The sequence below is a fragment of the Rhodopseudomonas sp. BR0M22 genome, assembly GCF_010907035.1.
Taxonomy (GTDB): Bacteria; Pseudomonadota; Alphaproteobacteria; order Rhizobiales; family Xanthobacteraceae; genus Rhodopseudomonas.
In genome coordinates, this window is record NZ_QUMK01000039.1 from 34,039 (window position 1) to 52,000 (window position 17,962).

At 64.7% G+C, this 17,962-nt stretch carries 13 protein-coding genes; 7 read left to right on the plus strand and 6 right to left on the minus strand.

The window, feature by feature from the left end; all coding sequences use genetic code 11:
- Positions 1-18 precede the first annotated feature (18 nt).
- Genes DY468_RS14155 through DY468_RS14165 form a run of 3 tightly spaced genes read left to right on the plus strand, consistent with a single transcriptional unit; the run spans position 19 to position 3,482 of the window.
- Positions 19-1,224 (plus strand): amino acid ABC transporter permease, encoded by a 1,206-nt coding sequence (locus DY468_RS14155; RefSeq protein WP_164605446.1) that lies wholly within the window; start codon positions 19-21, stop codon positions 1,222-1,224.
- The gene (locus tag DY468_RS14160) at positions 1,221-2,726 is read left to right on the plus strand and encodes an amino acid ABC transporter permease (protein WP_164605447.1); all 1,506 of its coding nucleotides are present in this window, start codon (positions 1,221-1,223) and stop codon (positions 2,724-2,726) included. The genes DY468_RS14155 and DY468_RS14160 overlap by 4 nt, the downstream gene beginning before the upstream one ends.
- A gap of 15 nt (positions 2,727-2,741) precedes the next feature.
- Complete coding sequence (locus DY468_RS14165; RefSeq protein WP_164605448.1) at positions 2,742-3,482, plus strand: amino acid ABC transporter ATP-binding protein; 741 nt, start codon at positions 2,742-2,744, stop codon at positions 3,480-3,482.
- A gap of 37 nt (positions 3,483-3,519) precedes the next feature.
- Here DY468_RS14165 and DY468_RS14170 read toward each other — a convergent pair whose 3' ends face one another.
- The 6 genes from DY468_RS14170 to DY468_RS14195 all read right to left on the minus strand — a co-directional run bounded on the left by DY468_RS14170 (position 3,520) and on the right by DY468_RS14195 (position 9,732).
- Complete coding sequence (locus DY468_RS14170) at positions 3,520-3,807, minus strand: hypothetical protein (protein WP_164605449.1); 288 nt, start codon at positions 3,805-3,807, stop codon at positions 3,520-3,522.
- Positions 3,808-3,966: 159 nt separating this feature from the next.
- Positions 3,967-4,719, minus strand: coding sequence for a hypothetical protein (locus DY468_RS14175; protein ID WP_164605450.1), 753 nt, complete (start codon positions 4,717-4,719; stop codon positions 3,967-3,969).
- A gap of 422 nt (positions 4,720-5,141) precedes the next feature.
- Positions 5,142-6,179, minus strand: a complete 1,038-nt coding sequence (locus tag DY468_RS14180; RefSeq protein WP_164605451.1) for a cysteine synthase A — start codon at positions 6,177-6,179, stop codon at positions 5,142-5,144.
- A 109-nt stretch (positions 6,180-6,288) separates the two neighbouring features.
- Positions 6,289-7,518 carry an SAM-dependent methyltransferase gene (locus DY468_RS14185; RefSeq protein WP_164605452.1) on the minus strand — a complete coding sequence of 410 codons (1,230 nt, stop codon included), beginning with the start codon at positions 7,516-7,518 and terminating at the stop codon, positions 6,289-6,291.
- Between the two features lie 52 nt (positions 7,519-7,570).
- On the minus strand, positions 7,571-8,416 hold the full coding sequence (locus tag DY468_RS14190) for a DUF1365 domain-containing protein (RefSeq protein WP_164605453.1): 846 nt from the start codon (positions 8,414-8,416) through the stop codon (positions 7,571-7,573).
- A 2-nt stretch (positions 8,417-8,418) separates the two neighbouring features.
- The gene (locus DY468_RS14195; protein WP_164605454.1) at positions 8,419-9,732 is read right to left on the minus strand and encodes an NAD(P)/FAD-dependent oxidoreductase; all 1,314 of its coding nucleotides are present in this window, start codon (positions 9,730-9,732) and stop codon (positions 8,419-8,421) included.
- A 433-nt stretch (positions 9,733-10,165) separates the two neighbouring features.
- On the opposite strand from DY468_RS14195, the gene DY468_RS14200 reads away from it, so the two are divergent.
- The 4 genes from DY468_RS14200 to DY468_RS14215 all read left to right on the plus strand — a co-directional run.
- Positions 10,166-11,614, plus strand: coding sequence for an efflux transporter outer membrane subunit (locus tag DY468_RS14200; protein WP_164605455.1), 1,449 nt, complete (start codon positions 10,166-10,168; stop codon positions 11,612-11,614).
- Positions 11,604-12,968: an efflux RND transporter periplasmic adaptor subunit gene (locus DY468_RS14205; protein ID WP_164605456.1), complete on the plus strand. Its 1,365-nt coding sequence runs from the start codon at positions 11,604-11,606 to the stop codon at positions 12,966-12,968. The genes DY468_RS14200 and DY468_RS14205 overlap by 11 nt, the downstream gene beginning before the upstream one ends.
- Before the next feature lie 75 nt (positions 12,969-13,043).
- Positions 13,044-16,178 carry an efflux RND transporter permease subunit gene (locus DY468_RS14210; protein WP_164605457.1) on the plus strand — a complete coding sequence of 1,045 codons (3,135 nt, stop codon included), beginning with the start codon at positions 13,044-13,046 and terminating at the stop codon, positions 16,176-16,178.
- The coding region (locus DY468_RS14215) for an efflux RND transporter permease subunit (RefSeq protein WP_205512321.1) at positions 16,178-17,962 on the plus strand (1,785 nt) is incomplete at its 3' end. The genes DY468_RS14210 and DY468_RS14215, both read left to right, overlap by 1 nt.

Here is a 17,962-nt window from a genome sequence, read left to right on the forward strand (position 1 = left end):
GCGTAAAGACCCGCGCCGATGGCGATCGACGCCCGCCCACCGCCGATGCAGCTCGTCGCGAAACTGCGGCGCGTGCTGGGCGGTCGCTCCGGCTGGAAGGGGCTGATCGCGCAGGTGCTGTTCGTCGCGGCGTTGTTTTGGATCGGCTACGAGATCTTCGACAATGCCCGCGACAACCTCGCCAATCAGCGGATCGCCTCCGGATTCGGCTTCATGTCGCATACGGCCGGATTTGGCGTCAGCCAGACGCTGATCCCGTATCAGGAGTCAGACAGCTACACCCGGGTGTTTCTGGTCGGCCTTGTCAACACGCTGTTGGTGTCGGTCGTCGGCATTTTCTTCGCCACCGTGATCGGCTTTGCGGTTGCGTTGGCACGGTTGTCTCCGAATTGGCTGATTTCGCGGATCGGCGGCGGCTACGTCGAGATCGTTCGCAACCTGCCGCTGCTGTTCCAGATCCTGTTCTGGTATCTGGCCGTGCTCGGAGCGTTGCCGTCGCCGCGACAGAGCGTTTCGGTGATGGACAGCTTCTTCCTATCCAATCGCGGGATCGTCGTGCCGCGGCTGGTGGGCGAAGCTGGGCTCGACGGCTTCCTCGTCGCTCTGTTGATTGCGGTTGCCGTAGCCATCGGGTTACCGCTGTTTGCCCGACGTCGACTCTTCGCGACCGGCAAGCCGATGCGGGTGTGGCCATGGGTGGTGGGCCTGCTGATCGGACTGCCGCTGATCGCGTTCTTGATCTTCGGCAAGCCGTTCTCGCTGGAAGTTCCGGTTCTGCGAGGGTTCAACTTCGCCGGCGGAGCGCGTCTGGCGCCTGAATTTGCCGCGCTGACGCTGGCGCTGTCGACCTACACGGCGGCCTTCATCGCCGAAGTCGTCCGCGCCGGGATTCTGTCGGTGCACAAGGGGCAGATGGAGGCCGGCGCATCGCTCGGCCTGTCGCGCGGCCAGACGCTGCGGCTGATCGTGATCCCGCAGGCGCTGCGGGTGATCCTGCCGCCGCTCACCAACCAATATCTCAATCTGACCAAGAACTCGTCGCTGGCGGTGGCGATCGGCTATCCCGACCTGTTCTCGGTGTTCGCCGGCACCACGTTGAGCCAGACCGGGCAGGCCATCGAGGTCATTGCGATCACGATGGGCGTGTACCTGCTGATTTCGCTGGTCACCAGCGCCTTGATGAGCCTTTACGCGTGGCGGATCAACCGGAGCATGGGCGCATGAGCGAGCTCGGGTCCGTGACTCCTGTGTTCGTGCGCGGCGAGATGGTGCCGCAGCGGCCGCCGCCGGTGCATCGGCCGGGCGTTGTTGGGCTGATACGGCAAAGGCTGTTCAACTCGCCGACCAACATCCTGCTGACGATCGTCGGGACGCTGCTGCTATATTTCACCGTGGTGCCGACGGTGAAGTTCCTGTTGGTCGACGCCGTATGGACCGGCTCGAACCGCACCGACTGCCTAGCCGACAAGGCAGGCCATCCGGTCGGTGCCTGCTGGCCGTTCGTGCAGGCCAAGTTCTCGCAGTTCATTTATGGCTTCTATCCGACGCCGGAGCGCTGGCGGGTCGATCTGGTCTTCGCGCTCGGCGCGCTGCTGCTGTTGCCGCTCCTGATCCCGCGCGCGCCGGCCAAGACGCTGAATGCCGGTTTGTTCTTCGCCGCGTTTCCGGTGCTGGCATTTTTTCTGCTCTATGGCGGAGGTCTGGCCGGCTTCGGGGTGACCTGGAGCGCCGATTTGGCAAGCGGCTTGGCTGACAGCGTCGGGAGCGCGGGACGCAAGCTCGCCGCCGGCGGAGCGATCGGCGGGGGGATTGGGCAGGTCCTGCTCGGCATCGGCGTCGTCCTGGGTTGGCTGAGCTGGCCTCTGGTGGCGCTGCGCGATTGGATTCAGTCCTCGTCTCAGCCTTTGTGGCTTGATCTTGCATGCACGGCTGTAGCCGTCACGGTGCTGGTGTTCTTGCTGGCCGGTGTGCGCAATGGCGGGCGGGCGCTGGCGACGACTGTCGGAATCTTCGCCGGCATCGCTGTGGCGATCGCTGCGTTGCGGCTCGATCGGGGCGGCCTGCCGATCGTCGATACCCGGATGTGGGGCGGCCTGCTGGTGACGCTGGTTGTGTCGGTGACCGGTATTGTCGCCTCGATGCCGATCGGCATTGCGCTCGCGCTCGGCCGACGCTCGACCATCCCGCTCATCAGGATCTTCTCGGTCGCCTTCATCGAGTTCTGGCGCGGCGTGCCGCTGATCACGGTGATGTTCTTCGCGACCTACATGCTGCCGCTGTTCTTGCCGGGCCATTTCACCATCGACAATCTGATGCGGGTGCTGATCGGCATTGCGCTGTTCGCCGGCGCCTACAATGCCGAGGTGATCCGCGGCGGCCTGAACGCGATCCCGCGCGGGCAAGCGGAGGCGGCGAGCGCGCTCGGGCTGTCCTATTGGAAAACGACCGGGCTGATCGTGCTGCCGCAGGCACTGCGCCACGTCATTCCGGGTCTGGTCAACAGCTTCATCGCGCTGTTCAAGGACACTTCGCTGGTCTCGATCGTCGCGTTGTTCGATCTGCTCGGCCAGCTCCGCGCCGCTTTTGCCGATCCGACCTGGTCGACCCCGACGACGCTGTTCACCGGCTTCGCCTTCACCGGGCTGGTTTACTTCGTGTTCTGCTTCGGCATGTCGCGCTATTCGATGTCGGTCGAACGCCGGCTCAACGCTCACCGGCGGACCTGACGGAAGGATCGATTGATGGCTGATACTCCGATCGTCAGGATCGCGGGCCTGAACAAATGGTACGGCGAATTCCATGTGCTGCGCGACATCAACCTCGATGTCGCGCGAGGGGAGCGGATCGTGATCTGCGGGCCGTCGGGCTCGGGCAAATCCACCCTGATCCGCTGTATCAACGCGCTCGAGGAGTTTCAGGAAGGCGATATCGTGGTCGACGGCATCGATCTCGGGCCGAGCCTGAAGCATGTCGATGCCATCCGCCGCGAAGTCGGGATGGTGTTCCAGAGCTTCAACCTGTTTCCGCATCTCACCGTGCTGGAGAACTGCACGCTGGCGCCGATCTGGGTGCGCAACATCCCGAAGAAAGACGCCGAAGCCACCGCGATGAAATTCCTGGAGCGGGTGCGAATTCCGGACAAGGCCGACAAGTATCCCGGCCAGATCTCCGGCGGGCAGCAGCAGCGTGTGGCGATTGCGCGGGCGCTGTCGATGAATCCGAAAGTGATGCTGTTCGACGAGCCGACCTCCGCGCTCGATCCGGAGATGGTCAAGGAGGTGCTGGACACCATGGTCGACCTCGCCGAAGAGGGCATGACCATGCTGGTGGTGACCCACGAAATGGGTTTCGCCCGCGAAGTCGCCGATCGCGTCGTGTTCATGGATGCCGGTCAGATCATCGAGGCGAACGAGCCTGAAGAATTCTTCGCCAATCCGCAGCACGCGCGGACCAAGTTGTTCCTCAGCCAGATCCTGAGATGATGCCGCGGCTGGAGCAGGGCAGGTCGGGCTCGCGGCCTTACCAGATCGCGCTCGACCGCGACGAGTAGCGTTTCAGGCGCTTGCTGTCGTTCACCGAGAACTGACCGAATACTTCCCTGACACGGTCGGCGGGCGTGACGTCCTCGGCGAAAATGTGTTCGACCGATGCGCCGGCGGCGGCAACGCGCGGCGCATACAGCGCGCTGTCGTACAGCATGTCGTTGAAGCGCTGCGTGCCGGCGCCGGTCCCGAACATCGCGTCGATCGCCACCAGCAGCAGCAACAACGTCGCGCCGACGGACGTGAAATATCTGAACACGGGCATGACCTGACGCGCTCCTTAGTTGTCAGCAAGGAAAACGCGTCAAGCATGAAGGCAGAGTTGATGACGCCGTCGCTGTTCCGGGCGCGGTTGCCGTCGGGTTAATCGGATGGCAAGGATTGAGCGAATGCCGCCGCGGCCAGGCCGGCGAGGGATGCGCGATCACCCGAACTGGGTTGCGACGTTGCCCTTGAAGACCGACGGACCGACGTGATCCAGCGCGCTCTGGATATCGGCCCAGATTTCGCCGCCGATGTCCGTCCAGCGCTTGCAGAAGGAGAAGTCCTCGCTGAGATAGGTGCCCGTCGCCGGATCGATCATGCACTCGAACAGCGCGAAGCGATTAGGGCTGCCGACCAGCGTGTCGTGCGAGTGTTCGCGAAAGAACTGCAGGCCGGCGTAGTCCGGGTGACGGCACATTGTCTCCAGTACGTGGCGCCGGATCATCAAGAAGCCGGTGCCGGCATAGCGGACGCGGGTAAAGCCGTTGACTACGGAGACCCGATCGGGATCATCGAGTTCCAGCACGTAGTCCAGCGATGCGGCGGCGACGTTGTCGCGGCCGGCCTGGATCGCGCGGCGAGCCTTGTCCCAGTTGACCCGCTTGATCGGATAGACGCCGGCGACGATGTCGGCGCCCGACTCGATCAGCCGGAACACCTGTTCGGGCTGGAAGCCGATATCGGCATCGATAAACAACAAATGGGTCGCATTCGGATCGTCCAGGAATAGCGTCACCAGATTGGCGCGGGCGCGGGTAATCAGCGCGTCGCCGTCGCGCAGGTGAATCTTCAATTCGAGATTGGACATGCCGCGGACGGCGCGCTGCAGAGCAAAGATCGATGCGGCATAGATAGTCGAAAGCTGCCCGCCGAAGCACGGCGTGGCCACGACGAGTTGCACCCGATCCGACATCGCTCGCTCCGCGGGGTAAGCAATGACGGATAGCTATGCCGGTATGGTTAACGAAGGGCTAGCTGGAACTTCGTTGGTACGTCAGCGGGCTGACCGAAGGACGGAGCCCAGCCATGTGGCTGGCGAGCGGCCGGTAGCCCGCTGCGGTGATGGATGTGATCCGCCTGCAGGTGCTCCCGCAAGTCGGGACCCCACCACATCGGGATGATCGCGATCTTGCGGTCATGCAGCCCCCCTCGAACTGTGCCGGCCAAGCGTCCGAACTGGAGACGCCTTGGCCGGCGACGTTCCGGCCCCGATCGCAGACGATCTGCGCCGAGGCCGGCGCGATCATACCCAGGATCCTCATGCTGACGATCGCAAGAAGCAGCCTGATCCGGACGATAAAGGCGCGACTCTCTACGGTCGCAATCGGCGTCCGCTCACACCGCTTCGAATGGTACGGCGATCGTGCTCTTCGTTTCCATCCAGTCCGGCACCGGCAAATTCTTGGCTCGCATGAAATCCGGGTTGAACAGCTTGGACTGATAGCGGCTGCCGTAGTCGCACAGGATGGTCACGATGGTGTGGCCGGGGCCGAGGTCCTTGGCCAGACGGATCGCGCCGGCGACGTTGATGCCGCTCGACCCACCGAGGCACAGGCCTTCGTGTTCGAGAAGGTCGTAGATCAGCGGCACTGCCTCGTCGTCGGGAATCCGGTAGGCGTCGTCGATCTGCGCGCCTTCGAGATTGGCGGTGACCCGGCCCTGGCCGATGCCTTCGGTGATCGACGAGCCTTCCGACTTCAGCGCGCCGTTCTTGTAGTAATTGTACAGCGCCGAGCCCATCGGATCGGCGAGCACCGCGCGGATCTTCGGATTGAACTGCTTGAGGCCGATCGAGACGCCGGCCAGCGTGCCGCCCGAGCCCACCGCGGCGACGAAGCCGTCGACCTTGCCATCGGTCTGCCGCCAGATTTCCGGTGCGGTGGTCTCGATGTGAGCCTGACGGTTGGCGACATTGTCGAACTGGTTGGCCCAGATCGCGCCGTTCGGTTCGGTCTCGGCGAACTGCGCGGCGAGGCGGCCGGACAGTTTCACGTAATTGTTGGGGTTGGCGTAAGGAACCGCCGGCACCTCGATCAGCTCGGCACCGCACAGCCGCAGCATGTCCTTCTTTTCCTGGCTCTGCGTGTTCGGGATCACGATCACCGTGCGGAAGCCGAGCGCGTTGGCGACCAGCGCAAGACCGATGCCGGTGTTGCCGGCGGTGCCTTCGACCACGACGCCGCCTGGGCGCAGCGCGCCGCGTTTCACCGCATCCTGGATGATGAACAGCGCGGCCCGATCCTTCACCGACTGGCCCGGGTTCATGAATTCGGCCTTGCCGAGAATATTGCAGCCGGTCTGTTCCGACGCGCGCTTCAATTTGATCAGGGGCGTGTTGCCGATGGCGTCGACGACGTCGTTCTTGATGTTCATGCTGTCCGGCTGGTGACGTTGCGGGCCCTCAAATTAGGAGACCGAACGGCGCCAGACAAGGCACGACTGCCGCCGCACTGAGCAGTTGCGATGGCAGTCGACCCGCGGATCAGCCGGCTTTCGCGAAAATCACCTGGCGGACATCGATGTTGCCCGACAGAAAACCGGCCTCGCAATACGACAGGTAGTATTCCCACAGCCGGCGGAAGCGCTCGTCAAATCCCTGCGCGGTCAGGTTCGGCCATGCCGCGCGGAAATTGTCTCTCCAGGTGGCGAGCGTCTTGGCATAATCTTCTCCAAACACCCGTTCACGCACGACAGGCACACCGAACGTTTCGCCGAGCGACTTCAGCACGCTCGGGGAGGGCAGCATCCCGCCAGGGAACACATAGCGCTGGATGAAGTCGACCTCGCGGCGATAGGCCTGGAAGAAGCGGTCCTGGATGGTGATGGCCTGGATTCCGACCAGGCCACCCGACATCAGCCGATCGCGCAACTGTGAGAAATAGTTCGGCCAGAACTCTTCGCCGACGGCTTCGATCATCTCGATCGAGGCGATCCGGTCGTAGCGACCGCGTTCGTCGCGGTAATCCTGCAGCCTGATCTCGACCTTGTCGGCGAGGCCGGCTTCGAACATCCGCTGCTGTGCGAAATCGCGCTGCTCCCGGCTGATCGTCAGCCCGACGATGCGGACGTCGAAGGTCTTCGCAGCGTATTCTGCAAAACCGCCCCAGCCACAACCGATCTCCAGTACCGACTGCCCCGGCCTCAGGTCGATCGCTTCGGCGAGCCGCTGATATTTGTTGATCTGCGCCGCGGTCAGATCGTGGGTGTGATCCTCGAACAGCGCCGACGAGTACGTCATGCTCGGATCGAGCCAGGCCGAATAGAATTCATTGCCGATATCGTAATGGGCGTAGATGTTCTTTTTGGCCTGCCGCTTGGTGTTGCGGTTGAACCAGTGCCGGACCATCTGCACGAACCGCATCAGCGGATTGTCGGCGAGCATCGCCTGGATCAGCTCGTGATTGACGCAGAACAGATACAGGAACTGGGTGAGATCGGGCGTGTCCCAATCGCGGTTCAAATAGGCTTCGGCGATGCCGATGTCGCCGCCATTGATCAGCCGTGAGGCGAAGCCGTAGCTATGCAGACGCATCTCGGCCGCGGGACCGGGTTCGGCGCCGCCGAGGCGGAAGCGACGGCCGTCGGGCAGGGTGACGTCGAGCGTTCCGCGCTGGAGGCGAGCGCCGAAGGCCAGCGCCATCCTCACCACCCGCGGCAGATCGGCCACGCGGGCGTCGACGTTGTCGGGGGTCAGCGCTACTAACTCGGACATTTCCGTTCCATCGTTCGCGCCCGGCTCAACGATGCAACGCCGGGCTCACCTTTCATGGAGTATAAGCATCGTGATTGCTGGCTGCAAAGCCAGGCGGGGGTGACGGTGACGCAGGACGTGGAACGAGCTTGGCGCCCTTGATCCACAATCGCAGCGCTTCCCAATGAATTGCCGCGATCACTTTGAACGTCATCATCGGTAGCGACAGGAATGCTCGCAGCAGCGACGCCGTCGACAATGCGCGGCGCGTGCCCGCAAAGGTGGCTGAAAGCACAGGACCTTCAGCGTCGGTTTCGAGAATCCGCAGACGCACGATGTCTCCGGGAGGCACGATACGGAAGTGATAACGCATCGCCATCTCGATGAAGGGCGAAACGTAGAACAGCTTGTCCTGCTCCTGCCGCAGGCCGGCAGGACCGAGCTGACCGGTGCGCACCGGCAACACGTAAGGGTGGATGTCGCCGAAGGTGTTGCGGACTTCGTAGATCACCACCGCCAGCGCGCCAGAGGAATCGTAGCCAAAATAGACCGACAACGGATTGAAGGTGTAACCCAGGACCCGCGGGTAGGTGAGCAGCAGCACCCGGCCGCCGCTGAGATCGACGCCTTGCGCGGCGGCGCTGGCCTGAGCGTAAGCGCGCAGCGACGATCCGTCCCGCGGGCCGTGATCGGTCTCGCGGAAGCTGTACAGCGCACGACGGTTGATGCCGAACAGCGGCGACATCCGATCCGCCTCGTCGAGCCGATCGAGGTCGATCAGCAGCGACATCACCCGGTACTGGAAGCGATGCCCGAGCGGCTTCAGCCGCGCATGCATCACATCGCCGACATACAGCGACGCGGCCGCGGGTGGGGGAGCGCCGGGTTTGGAGGGGGCGGGCGCGGCGAGGGGAGACATGGCTATTCGGCTGCTTCGCGGAATTCCGGCGGCGGTCCGCGCCACGGCACCGGCGCTCCGAGATGTTCGGCGACCGCGAGGCCAGACCGAAGACCGTCTTCGTGGAAGCCGTAGCCGGTCCAGGCACCGCAGAACCAGGTGTTGCGATGGCCCTGAATCTCGCCGACGCGGCGCTGCGCGGCGAACGCCTTGGCAGTATATTGCGGATGGTCGCAGGCATAGCGTCCGAAGGTCAGCTCCGGGGCCGGCTCGAACGGCGGATTGAGGCTGACGAACAGCGGCTTATTGGCGTCGATGCCCTGCAGCCGGTTCATCCAGTAGGTGACCGCGACGTCGTTGACCGGCGATCCCTCGCGCTGCCAGCGCAGGAAGTTCCATGATGCCCAGGCCCGCTTGCGCTTCGGCATCAATCGCGGATCGCGGTGCAGGTACACCATGTTCGGTGCATAGCCGATGCTGCCGAGAACTTCGCGCTCGATGTCATTGGCGTCGACCAGCATCGCAAGCGCCTGATCGCTGTGCGCGCCGATCACGACGTGGTCGTAGATGCCGACGCCACCGAGGCTGTCGCGGACGACCACGCCTTTCGCCGAGCGCTCGATCGCGGTGACCGCGGCGCCAAGCCGGATGTCGTCCTTAAAGGCGCTGGTCAGCTTCTCGACATAGCGCGCGCTGCCGCCTTTCACCGTGCGCCAGATCGGGCGCTCGTAGTGCAGCAGCCGATGGTTGTTGAAGAACGCGACGAAATTCTCGGCCGGGAAGTCGAGGATCTCGGACGCCGGTGCCGACCAGATCGCCGCGCCCATCGGCGCCAGATAGTCGGTCAGCAGCCGCGGCGCGAATTTGCGTTGCTTGAAATAGTCGCCGAGCGAGAGGCCATCGAGCGCGCCCGTCTTGAAGTCTTCGACGCTCTTTTCGTTGAAGACCAGGATGTGCCGAAGCATCCGCAGGTACGACGGCGACAGCAGGTTGCGACGTTGTGCGAACAGCCCGTCCGCGGTTTCGAGCCAGTTCGAGCCGCCGCCCTTCCATTCGAATCGTCCGGCATCGGCGCTGACCGAAAAGCTCATGCAGCTTTCGACGGTCTCGACGCCGAGATGCGCGAACATCGCGGTGAGGTCGGGATAGTTGAGCTGGTTGTAGACGATGAAACCGATGTCGACGGGAATTGCGGTGCCGTCGTAATCGACCGTGACCGTGTGGCTGTGGCCTCCCGCGCGCAGCTCGCGCTCGTAAACCGTGACAGGGTAACGCTGCGACAGCGCCCATGCGGCGGCATTCCCCGCAATTCCCGTTCCAACGACAGCGACGCGCATTCCAAGCCCCCTCTAGCCCACCGGCGACCGAGCTACGGCATCCAAGGGCGAGAGTTTCAGCACGTCCGGCAGCGAAAAAAATCGAAGGGCGGGCAGGGAATCGTTCTCGGACGGCCGTATCACCAGATGAAATCTTCGTAAGATTTGCCGCATTCGGCGAAGCCGTCAAGCCGAGGGAATACCGATGGAATCGGGACTAGCGTCGTGAGGAGGCGACCTGGACGCCCGCGCGCTGGAAACAACTTGTCACCGAGTGCAGCGTTGACGGGCCTGTGCGCCAGCGTTTCCGCCAGTTACAATGGCACTCGGCTTTCAAACCATCGTTTTCCAGGATCGAGTTGCAAGTGACTGGCAGAGAACATCGTGCGCCGAAATCTTTCATGGCGCGGCTTGCGCGGCTTTACGCCGCGCCGGGGGATGGATCGCGCCCAGCATGAGCACCACACTTCGCTACCTTGGTCGCGGAGCCCGCCTGGTGGTGGCCTCGGCGTTGGTCGCTGCGTCTGGCGGCTGCATCCTCACCCAGGACCTGCCGGATCCGGCGCTCGATCTGCCGAATCGCTACAAGGCTGCGTCACGAGCCACGGTCGAGAAGCCGCCGGCGCTGGATTGGTGGCGCGGCTTCCGGTCGGCCGAGCTGACGCAACTGATGGAAGAGGCGCAGACCGTCAATCTCGACGTCGCCGCCGCCGTCGCGCGGATTCGGCAGGCGGACGCGCAGGCGCGGATCACCGGCGCGGCGCTGCTGCCCAGCCTGAGCGGGACCGGCAACGGCAGCCAGGTCAAAACCTCGGGCTCGAACATCTCGAACACCACGATCGCAGGCCGCCGCTACAGCACCTATTCGTCGTCGCTCAGCGCCTCCTACGAAATCGACTTCTGGGGCAAGAACCACGACGCCGCGCTCGCGGCCGAGGAGACCGCCACCGCCAACCGGTTCGACCGTGACACGGTGATGCTGACCACGATGGCCAGCGTTGCTAACGCGTATTTCCAAGTGCTCGCGGCTCAAGACCGGATTCGCACGGCCGAAAACAACATCAAGAGCGCCAGCCGGATTCTCGACGCGATCAAACAGCGCCTCAAAGCCGGCACCGGCACCGACCTCGATGTCGCGCAGCAGGAGAGCGTGTTGGCGAACCAGCGGGCCGCGCTGCCGCCGCTGCGGCTGACCCTGGCGCAGAACGTCAACGCGCTGGCGACGCTGGTGGCGCGTCCGCCCGAGAGCGTGAAGATCGCCGGCGGTTCGCTGGCAAGGCTGTCGTCGCCGCGGGTGACGCCCGGACTGCCGTCCGATCTTCTGACGCAGCGACCGGACATCCGCCGGCAGGAAGCGCAACTCGCTTCGGCTACCGCCAATGTCGGCAGCGCGCGGGCGCAGTTCTTCCCGACGATCCAGCTTACCGCCCAGGGCGGCTATCAGAGCGCAGCGCTGGCCTCGCTGTTCACGCCGCAGGCGACCTTTTCCAATATCGCCGCCGGACTTACGCAGCCGATCTTCGACGGCGGCAAAATTCAGGGCAATTTCGACCTGACCAGGGCGCAGCAGGAAGAACTGCTGCAGACCTATCGCAAGACCGTGGTGTCGGCGTTCGCCGATGTCGACAACGCGCTGGAGTCGATCAAGCAGAACACCGAGCGGCTGCGGCTGCAGCGCGAGGTGGTGGCATCGTCGCGGCGTGCGTTCGATCTCGCCGAGCAACAGCTTCGCGCCGGCACCAGTGACATCGTGACGGTGCTGAACACGCAGCTCACGCTGTTCCAGGCCGAGGACGCGCTGATCCAGACGCAGCTTGCGCGGTTCCAGGCGATCGTCAGTCTGTTTCAGGCACTCGGGGGCGGCTGGGAGCCAAAGATGGAAAGAACGGCCGATGCTCTTTAAGCCGGATGCGAACGACACGTCCGGAACCGGGGCCGGACCCAAAGGGTGGGGCGCACGGCTGCGCCGCCGTGGCGTCTCGCTGTTGCTGATGGTCGTGATTCTCGGCGGTCTCGGCTTCGTCGCCTGGCGGGCGATTCATACCAAGCAGGCTGAGCGCAAGATGCCGATCGATCTCGCGGTGCCTGTGCTGGCCGCAACGCCGAAGGTCGAAGATGTGCCGGTGTATCTCGACGGCGTCGGCACCGTCAAAGCACTCGCGACTGTCACGGTGCGTGCCCAGGTCGACGGCAAGCTGATTTCGGTGAACTTCACCGAAGGTCAGGACGTCAAGGCCGGCGATGTGTTGGCGGAGATCGATCCGGCGATCTATCAGGCGCAATACGATCAGGCGGTCGCAAAGAAAGCGCAGGACGAGGCGCAGCTCGCCAACGCAAAGATCGATCTGGCCCGCTATCAGCAACTCGCTGCTTCCAATGCCGGCTCCAAGCAGCAGGCCGACACCCAGAAGGCGACCGTGGCACAGCTCGAGGCGCAGGTGCGCTCCGATCAGGCGGCGATCGACAATGCCGCGGCGACGCTGAGCTACACCAAGGTTGTGGCGCCGATCTCCGGCCGTGCCGGCCTGCGTCAGGTCGACAAAGGCAACATCGTGCACGCCTCGGACACCACGGGCATCGTGGTACTGACGCAGCTCAAGCCGATCGGGGTGCAGTTCAGCCTGCCGCAGCAGCAGATCGTGCGGGTCAACGCCGCGGCCGCCGAGGCGCCGCTGCCGGTCGACGTGTTCGGCAACGACGGTGTCACCGTGATCGACACCGGCATGCTGAAGGGGATCGACAACCAGGTCGACCAGACCACCGGCACGGTGAAGCTGAAAGCCGAATTTCCCAACGCCAAGCTGCAGCTCTGGCCGGGCCAGTTCGTCAACGTCCGGCTCAAGGTCGACACCTTGAAGCAGGCGATCGTGGTGCCGGTCTCGGCGGTGCAGCGTGGGCCGGCCGGCACGTTCAGCTACGTGATCGGCGAAGACAACATCGTTCACGCCCGTCCGGTGAAGGTGACGCAGCAGAACGAAACCGAGGCCGTGGTCGCGGATGGACTGACGCCGGCCGAGCGGGTCGTCACCACTGGCTTTGCCAACTTGGCGGAAGGCGCCAAGGTGACGATCGGCGACGCCAGCCAGGTTCCGACCGCCGATCTCGCCCCGCAGAAGCGCCGCCGCGGTTCGCACGGCGCTCAGAGCCAGGGGGGCGGAGAAGCCGGCGAGGGGCGCGGCAAGCGTCACCGCGGGGAGGCCGGGCAGCAGGCGCCGGCGTCCGGCGAGGCGTCGTCTGGCGCCCCGAAGACGCCCTGACGGGGTTCGCTGTCCGCGCAGCGGCGGCGGACACCAGACTGCGAGACGTCTGTACGCAACGCTGAGGTGAGTTTCATGGGCGTATCCGAGCCGTTCATCCGCCGTCCGATTGCGACCTCGCTGCTCGGCGTGGCGCTGATGATCGGCGGCCTGCTCGGCTATCTCGCGCTGCCGGTATCGGCGCTGCCGCAGGTCGACTTTCCAACCGTGCAGGTGACGACGCAACTGCCGGGCGCCAGCCCGGACGTGGTCGCGTCGCTGATCACCGCACCTTTGGAGCGGCAACTCGGCCAGATTCCGTCGCTGACCGCGATGACCTCGACCTCGTCGTTCGGCGTCAGCCAGGTATCGCTGCAGTTCGACCTCAACCGCGACATCGACGGCGCCACCCAGGATGTGCAGGCGGCGATCAACGCGGCGGCCGGCATCCTGCCAAAGAACCTTCCGTATCCGCCGGTGTACGCCAAAGTGAACCCGGCCGACGCTCCGGTGATGACGCTGGCGCTGACTTCGACGACGGTGTCGCTCCGCAACATGAGCGATCTTGCGGACACGTTGATGGCGCAGCGGCTGGCGCAGATCTCAGGCGTCGGCCGGGTCTCGGTGCTCGGCGGTCTCAAGCCCGCCGTGCGGGTGCAGGCCGATCTCGCCCGGCTCGCCGCCTACGGCATCTCGATGGAGGATCTGCGCACCGCGATCGCCAACGCCAACGTGTCGGGACCGAAAGGCTCGCTCGACGGCGCGCAGCAGGCCTACACCATCGCCGCCAACGACCAGATCGCCGCGGCCGACGCCTACCGGCCGATCATCGTCGCCTATCGCAATGGATCTCCGGTGACGATCGGCGACGTGGCGCAGATCGTCGACGGACTGGAGAACGAACGCACCGGCGCCTGGTACCAAGGCTCGCCGGCGGTGATCCTGGACATCCAGCGCCAGCCCGGCGCCAACGTCATCGATGTCGTCAAGGGTATCCGGGCCGAAATCCCGCGGATTCAGCGGATGGTGCCGGCCGGCGTCAAGCTCACCGTCGTCAGCGACCGCACCGAGACGATCCGTGCCTCGGTCCACGATGTCCAGTTCACGCTGCTCTTGAGCGTCGTGTTGGTCACTCTGGTGGTGCTGCTGTTCCTGCGTTCGATGCGCGCCACCATCATCGCCGGCGTGGCGTTGCCGCTGTCGCTGATCACCAGCTTCGGCGTGATGTACTTCATGGGCTTCAGCCTCGACAATCTGTCGCTGATGGCACTGACGATCGGCACCGGCTTCGTGGTCGACGACGCCATCGTGATGATCGAGAACATCGTCCGCCACATGGAGGACGGCGAAAGCCCGATGCAGGCGGCGCTGAAAGGGGCCAGCGAGATCGGCTTCACCGTGATCTCGCTGACGATGTCGCTGATCGCGGTTTTCATCCCGCTGCTGTTCATGTCGGGGCTGGTGGGGCGGATGTTCCGCGAGTTCGCGCTGACGCTGACGATCGCGGTCGTCACCTCGGCAATCGTGTCGCTGACGCTGACGCCGATGATGTGCTCGCGGCTGCTCAAGCACGCCCGCGACGAGCGGCAGGTGCCCGGGCTCGCCACCATCACGGCCTGGATCGACCGCGGCGCCGAAGCCTATCACCGCAGCCTGTTGTGGGTGCTGAAGCATCAACCCGCCACACTGCTGGTGACGTTCCTGACCATCGCGGCGACGCTGGTGCTGTATGTGGTCGCGCCGAAGGGATTTCTACCGTTGCAGGACACCGCGTCGATTACCGCGGTGACGGAAGCGGGGCCAGCGGTGTCGTTCGCCGAGATGAAGGCGCGGCAGATCGAGACCGCCAAAGCGATCGAAGCCGACCCCGACGTGGTCGGCGTGGTGTCGGTGATCGGCGCCGGGTCCGTCAATCCCACGCCGAATGTCGGCCGCTTGGTGCTGACGCTGAAGCCGCGCGGCGACCGCAAATCGGACGTCGGCGAGGTGATCGAACGGCTGAAGCAGCGCGTCGCCGGCATTCCCGGCATGACGGTGTACTTCCAGGCCGTCCAGGACGTGCAGATTTCGACCCAGGCCAGCCGCTCGCAGTATCAATACACGCTGACGGCGACCGACGCGGCGCTGCTGTCGCAATGGGCCAATCGGCTGCTCGGCGAGCTGCGCCGCGATCCGCTGTTCCGCGACGTGTCGACCGAAGCGCAGGAAGGCGGATTGCGAGCCGCGCTCAACATCAATCGTGAACGCGCCGGGCAGCTCGGCGTCAGCATCCAGACGGTCAACGACACGCTCAACGACGCCTTCGCACAGCGTCAGATCTCGACCATCTACGGCCAAGCCAACCAGTATCGCGTGGTGCTCGAGGCGATGCCGATCTATCAGCAGGATCCATCGATCCTGTCGAAGCTGTACGTACCCGGAGCTTCGGACGCCCAGGTGCCGATCTCGGCGGTCGCCGAGTTGAAGCGGACCATCGCGCCGCTGGCGATCTCGCACCAGGCGCAGTTCCCTTCGGTCGCGATGAGCTTCAATCTTGCACCGGATGCCTCGCTCGGCGAGGCGCTGAACGAGATCAAGGCGATCGAGACGCGCATCGGGATGCCGGGCAGTATTGTCGGCGTGTTCTACGGCGACGCCGCCGAGTTCTCCAAGGCGCTCGACGGCCAGCCATGGCTGATCCTGGCTGCGATCGTCGCGATCTACATCGTGCTCGGCGTGCTGTACGAGAGCTACATCCACCCGATCACCATCCTGTCGACGCTGCCGTCGGCCGGCGTCGGCGCCATCCTGGCGCTGATGCTGTTCGGTCAGGACCTGTCGGTGATCGGGCTGATCGGCATCATCCTGTTGATGGGCATCGTCAAGAAGAACGCCATCATGATGATCGACTTCGCGCTCGAAGCCGAGCGCGGACGTGGGCTGTCGTCCTATGAGGCGATCGTGGAGGCCTGCCGGCTGCGGTTTCGACCGATCATGATGACGACGCTGGCGGCGCTGTTCGGCGCGCTGCCGCTCGCGGTGGAAAGCGGCACCGGGTCGGAGCTGCGGTTTCCGCTCGGCATCTCGATCATCGGCGGTCTGCTGCTCAGCCAGCTGCTGACGCTGTACACCACGCCGGTGATCTATCTGGCGCTCGACCGCATCAACCGAAAGCTGGAGCGGGCACTGCCGCCGGTGCCTCCAGCCACGCCGTCACCGCCGCTGGCCGGGCCGGCGGGGGAGGCGCGCTGATGGCGTCGATGTCCGCCCCGTTCATTCGGCGGCCGGTCGGCACGACGCTGCTGGCGATCGGATTGTTTCTGGTCGGCATGGTGGCCTATGCGGTGCTGCCGGTGGCGGCGCTGCCGAACGTCGATTTCCCGATGATCATGGTGCAGGCCTCGCGGCCCGGCGCAGCCCCGTCGGTGATGGCCTCGACGGTTGCGGCGCCGCTTGAGCGGCGGCTGGGCGAGATCGCCGGCCTCGACCAGATCACCTCGACCAGCTCGCTGGGAACGACCCGGATTCAGTTGCAGTTTTCGATCGGCCGCAACGTCGACAGTGCCGCGCGCGACGTGCAGGCGGCGATCAACGCCGCCGTCAGTGACCTGCCGACCGATCTGCCTACGCTCCCCACGTTTCGCAAGTTCAACTCCGCGGCCGCGCCGGTCTACATCCTGGCGCTGACCTCGAAGACGATGCCGGCCAGCGCCATCTACGACGTGGCCGATACGGTGCTGGCGCAGCGGATTTCGCAGGTGCCGGGTGTGGGCGACGTCACGGTGTCGGGCGCCGACCAGCCGGCGGTGCGGATCGCGCTCAATCCTGTCGCGCTCTCCAATGCCGGCATCTCGACCGACGATGTTCGTGCCGCGATCGTCGCCGCCAATCCGGTCGGCCCGGTCGGCTCGTTCGACGGGCCGCGGCTGACCGAGACGCTGTCCACCAATCCACAGATGCGCACGGCGGAGCAGTTCCGCAGCATCGTCATCAAGAGCGATGCCAACGGTACGGTGCGGCTATCGGATGTCGCCACCGTCAGCGACGCGACCCGCAATGCCCGCACCATCGCCTGGTTCAACAAGCAGCCGGCGGTGATCATGCAGATCACTAAGCAGGGCGACGCCAACGTCATCGAGACGATCGACCGGGTGAAGGCGTTGCTGCCGGAGCTGAAGCGGTGGATTCCGGCCGGGGTCGACATCTCGGTGCTGGCCGACCGCACCGGCACGATCCGTGCCAGCGTCGACGACATGCAATGGACGCTGCTGGCAACGGCGATCCTGGTGATGGTGGTCGTTCTGCTGTTCTTGCGCAGGCTGACGCCGACCATCGCCGCCGGCATATCGGTGCCGCTGGCGCTGGCCGGCACCTGCGCGGGAATGTGGATCAGCGGGTTTTCGATCAACAATCTGTCGCTGATGGCGCTCGCGATCGCGGTCGGCTTCGTTGTCGACGACGCCATCGTGATGATCGAAAACATGTACCGCAATCTCGAGCGCGGCATGGCGCCGCTGCCTGCGGCGCTGGAGGGAGCCCGGCAGATCGGCTTCACGGTGCTGTCGATCAGCCTGTCGCTGGTTGCGGCGTTCGCGCCGCTGATCTTCATGGACGGGCTGATCGGCCGGCTGCTGCGTGAATTTTCGCTGACGCTGACCTTCGCCATTGCGGTGTCGACCGTGGTGTCGCTGACGGTGACGCCGATGATCTGCGCGCACTACATCCGCGCCGAGCAATCGCCGAAGCAGACCTGGTTCGATCGGGTGGTCGAGGGGACGCTGAGCCGTATCGTTGGATTTTATGCCTGGACGCTGCGTGCTGTGCTGGCGGTGCCGTGGCTGGCCATGGTGGTGTTCGTCGCCACCATCGCGCTCACGGTGACGCTGTATATCAAGGTGCCGAAGGGATACTTCCCGATCGACGATTCCGGCTTCGTCATCGGCTCCACCCGCGCCTCCGCCGACATCTCGTTTCAGTCGATGCGCAAGCTGCAGGAGCAGCTCGCCGACATCGTGATCGCCGATCCGGCCGTGGCC